This is a genomic window from uncultured Lutibacter sp. (assembly GCF_937891065.1).
GTDB lineage: Bacteria > Bacteroidota > Bacteroidia > Flavobacteriales > Flavobacteriaceae > Lutibacter.
Genome location: NZ_CALAEQ010000071.1, coordinates 1 through 2,015, shown reverse-complemented (window position 1 = coordinate 2,015; position 2,015 = coordinate 1). Strand labels below are relative to the sequence as shown.

The following is a 2,015-nucleotide window of genomic DNA, read 5'->3' as shown; positions in this document are numbered from 1 at the left end:
TAATGTTGATAATATGGTGTGTAGCCACCAGAAAAGAGCTACGAAGTTTAATAACCGATAAAATTACATAATATGAAAAAAGTTAGATTACCAAAATGGCTATACACTATATTTGGTGTTATGCCTCGTTTTTCTACTGAATGTGAAAACAGCAAAAGACTAAAGAGTTTATTTATTACCTATTTTGATGGGTGTTACGATGTAGACCCAGAACCGAACACAGCCAACACCTTTGCAATGGGTGTATGTAAGTTGGAATACAAAGAAAACGAACTGATAGTACACCTTAGAAGACCAGGTTTATTAATTGGCAAAGGTGGACGTACAATAGATGCACTCGCCAAACAATTAGACTGCAAAATAGGTATTGTTGAAGTGAACCTCCTTAAATGAGGCATAACAATCGGCTAAACACACCTTTTATTGTAATAAAAATGCATAAATACACTAAACTAAACTAAAATGAGTAAAGAGATAGAAGAAATATATAGAGATTATGATAATAACTCTATAGAATGGATGAAAAAGCATAACTGTATGACAACCAAACAAATTACTATTAAGTTAATGGAGTTAGCACAACAACAAAAAATAGAGCAGCTTGAAAAAGAGGTTGAAAGTATAAAGGCACAAGCAAAGGCTATGCAAGATAGTTTGAATGATGAAAATGAAGAACTACATAAAGAAAAAGAGGAGATAATGCAATTCATAAGAGATTGGTATAACTCAAATTCTTCAGACAATGAATTACATGAGAGAGCAAGAGAAATTTTTCATAAATAAAACTAAAAAAAATGAGTGCTAAGAAAAAATATATAGATTATGTAAGGACTAAAAAAGGGTTGATAACAAAGATATATCATAGTCAAAAACTATCTGAAAGCAAAAAGTCATTTAAGAAAGTAGATTACGTGAAAGATGAATTAGTTATATGGTGCTTAAATAGTCTTAGATTTCATAGCTTATATACCGACTGGGTTCTTTCAGGATATGATAAAATGTTAATACCAAGTATTGATAGAATTGATAATAATTTAGGATATAACTTTGATAATATACAGCTATTAACTTATGCTCAAAATAGAGAAAAAGCTTTTGAAGAGTCAAGAAATGGAGAGTTAATAATAAATAATCCGCATAAGCCAATAACTCAATATGATTTAGAAGGAGTAAAATTAAATGAATTTATATCTATCTCAGACGCAAGTAGAAAATTAAATATAAGTAAAGGAAATATAAGCCTTAATTTGAATGGTAAAAGAAAAACCTGTTCAGGATATATTTTTAAATTAACCAAATAAACAAACACTAATAGTTATGGCAACAGTTTACAAAGTAGAAATAGTTTCAGATTGGATTAATTGGCATCCAAAAGATTTAGAGAAAATGATTAAAAAAGCAATAGAAGATAAAGAAATGAACACGGTAAAAGTAAAAGTAGAACGTAATTAATTAACAAACAACAAACAAATAAGAGTTATGAAATTAATATCAATGGTAGATTATGTGTTAGAGCAGGAAGTAAAACTTTATGAAGATGAAACAGGCTTTCTAAATGATAGGCTTGTAAATATATTTAGATACGCCAACTTTCTAAAACAACCTTTAGAATTAGGAATGTTTATTCCTTGTGATGAAGATGGTAATGTTTTGGAAGAACCTGAAAAACTAATTAAAGCATTAGAAAAAGTTAATCAAGAGTATTACGATTTAAAATCAAATCATTATAAAGATAATGAAAGATACAAATGGGCTGTTGAAACAATAACTTCGGATAAAAAATATCAAGAATACCAAGAAGCAAAAGAAAGAGTTTTGTTTAAGGATGTAAGTGAAAGCAGAATTGCAATAGTAAAAAACTTAACACAAGGTACAAACCCTTTTGATATAGAGTATTTTGTGGAAGATTTATTTACAATATTTAAAGGAGATTCTCCAACCCTAACAGAATCAGCAATAAATAAACTAAACTAAAAGAGATGAAGTATTTAACAATAGAAATTTCAGGAATTGAC

The 2,015-nt window shown here is 28.6% G+C and carries 5 protein-coding genes; all 5 read left to right on the top strand.

What is annotated here, in order from left to right:
* Nucleotides 1-72 precede the first annotated feature (72 nt).
* The 5 genes from Q0352_RS04285 to Q0352_RS04265 all read left to right on the top strand — a co-directional run bounded on the left by Q0352_RS04285 (nt 73) and on the right by Q0352_RS04265 (nt 1,974).
* Nucleotides 73-393, top strand: a complete 321-nt coding sequence (locus Q0352_RS04285) for a KH domain-containing protein (protein WP_299524149.1) — start codon at nt 73-75, stop codon at nt 391-393.
* Between the two features lie 69 nt (nt 394-462).
* Nucleotides 463-783, top strand: a complete 321-nt coding sequence (locus Q0352_RS04280; RefSeq protein ID WP_299524147.1) for a hypothetical protein — start codon at nt 463-465, stop codon at nt 781-783.
* A gap of 11 nt (nt 784-794) precedes the next feature.
* Nucleotides 795-1,301, top strand: coding sequence for an NUMOD1 domain-containing DNA-binding protein (locus Q0352_RS04275; protein ID WP_299524145.1), 507 nt, complete (start codon nt 795-797; stop codon nt 1,299-1,301).
* A 16-nt stretch (nt 1,302-1,317) separates the two neighbouring features.
* Nucleotides 1,318-1,452: a hypothetical protein gene (locus Q0352_RS04270; RefSeq protein WP_299524143.1), complete on the top strand. Its 135-nt coding sequence runs from the start codon at nt 1,318-1,320 to the stop codon at nt 1,450-1,452.
* Nucleotides 1,453-1,479: 27 nt separating this feature from the next.
* Nucleotides 1,480-1,974 (top strand): hypothetical protein, encoded by a 495-nt coding sequence (locus Q0352_RS04265; RefSeq protein ID WP_299524141.1) that lies wholly within the window; start codon nt 1,480-1,482, stop codon nt 1,972-1,974.
* Nucleotides 1,975-2,015: the final 41 nt, after the last annotated feature.

What these genes read in the sequence shown, in the direction of transcription:
- Q0352_RS04265 (WP_299524141.1), top strand. Translation starts at nt 1,480, where the DNA reads ATGAAATTAATATCAATGGTAGATTATGTGTTAGAGCAGGAAGTAAAA.
- Q0352_RS04280 (WP_299524147.1), top strand. Translation starts at nt 463, where the DNA reads ATGAGTAAAGAGATAGAAGAAATATATAGAGATTATGATAATAACTCT.
- Q0352_RS04270 (WP_299524143.1), top strand. Translation starts at nt 1,318, where the DNA reads ATGGCAACAGTTTACAAAGTAGAAATAGTTTCAGATTGGATTAATTGG.
- Q0352_RS04275 (WP_299524145.1), top strand. Translation starts at nt 795, where the DNA reads ATGAGTGCTAAGAAAAAATATATAGATTATGTAAGGACTAAAAAAGGG.
- Q0352_RS04285 (WP_299524149.1), top strand. Translation starts at nt 73, where the DNA reads ATGAAAAAAGTTAGATTACCAAAATGGCTATACACTATATTTGGTGTT.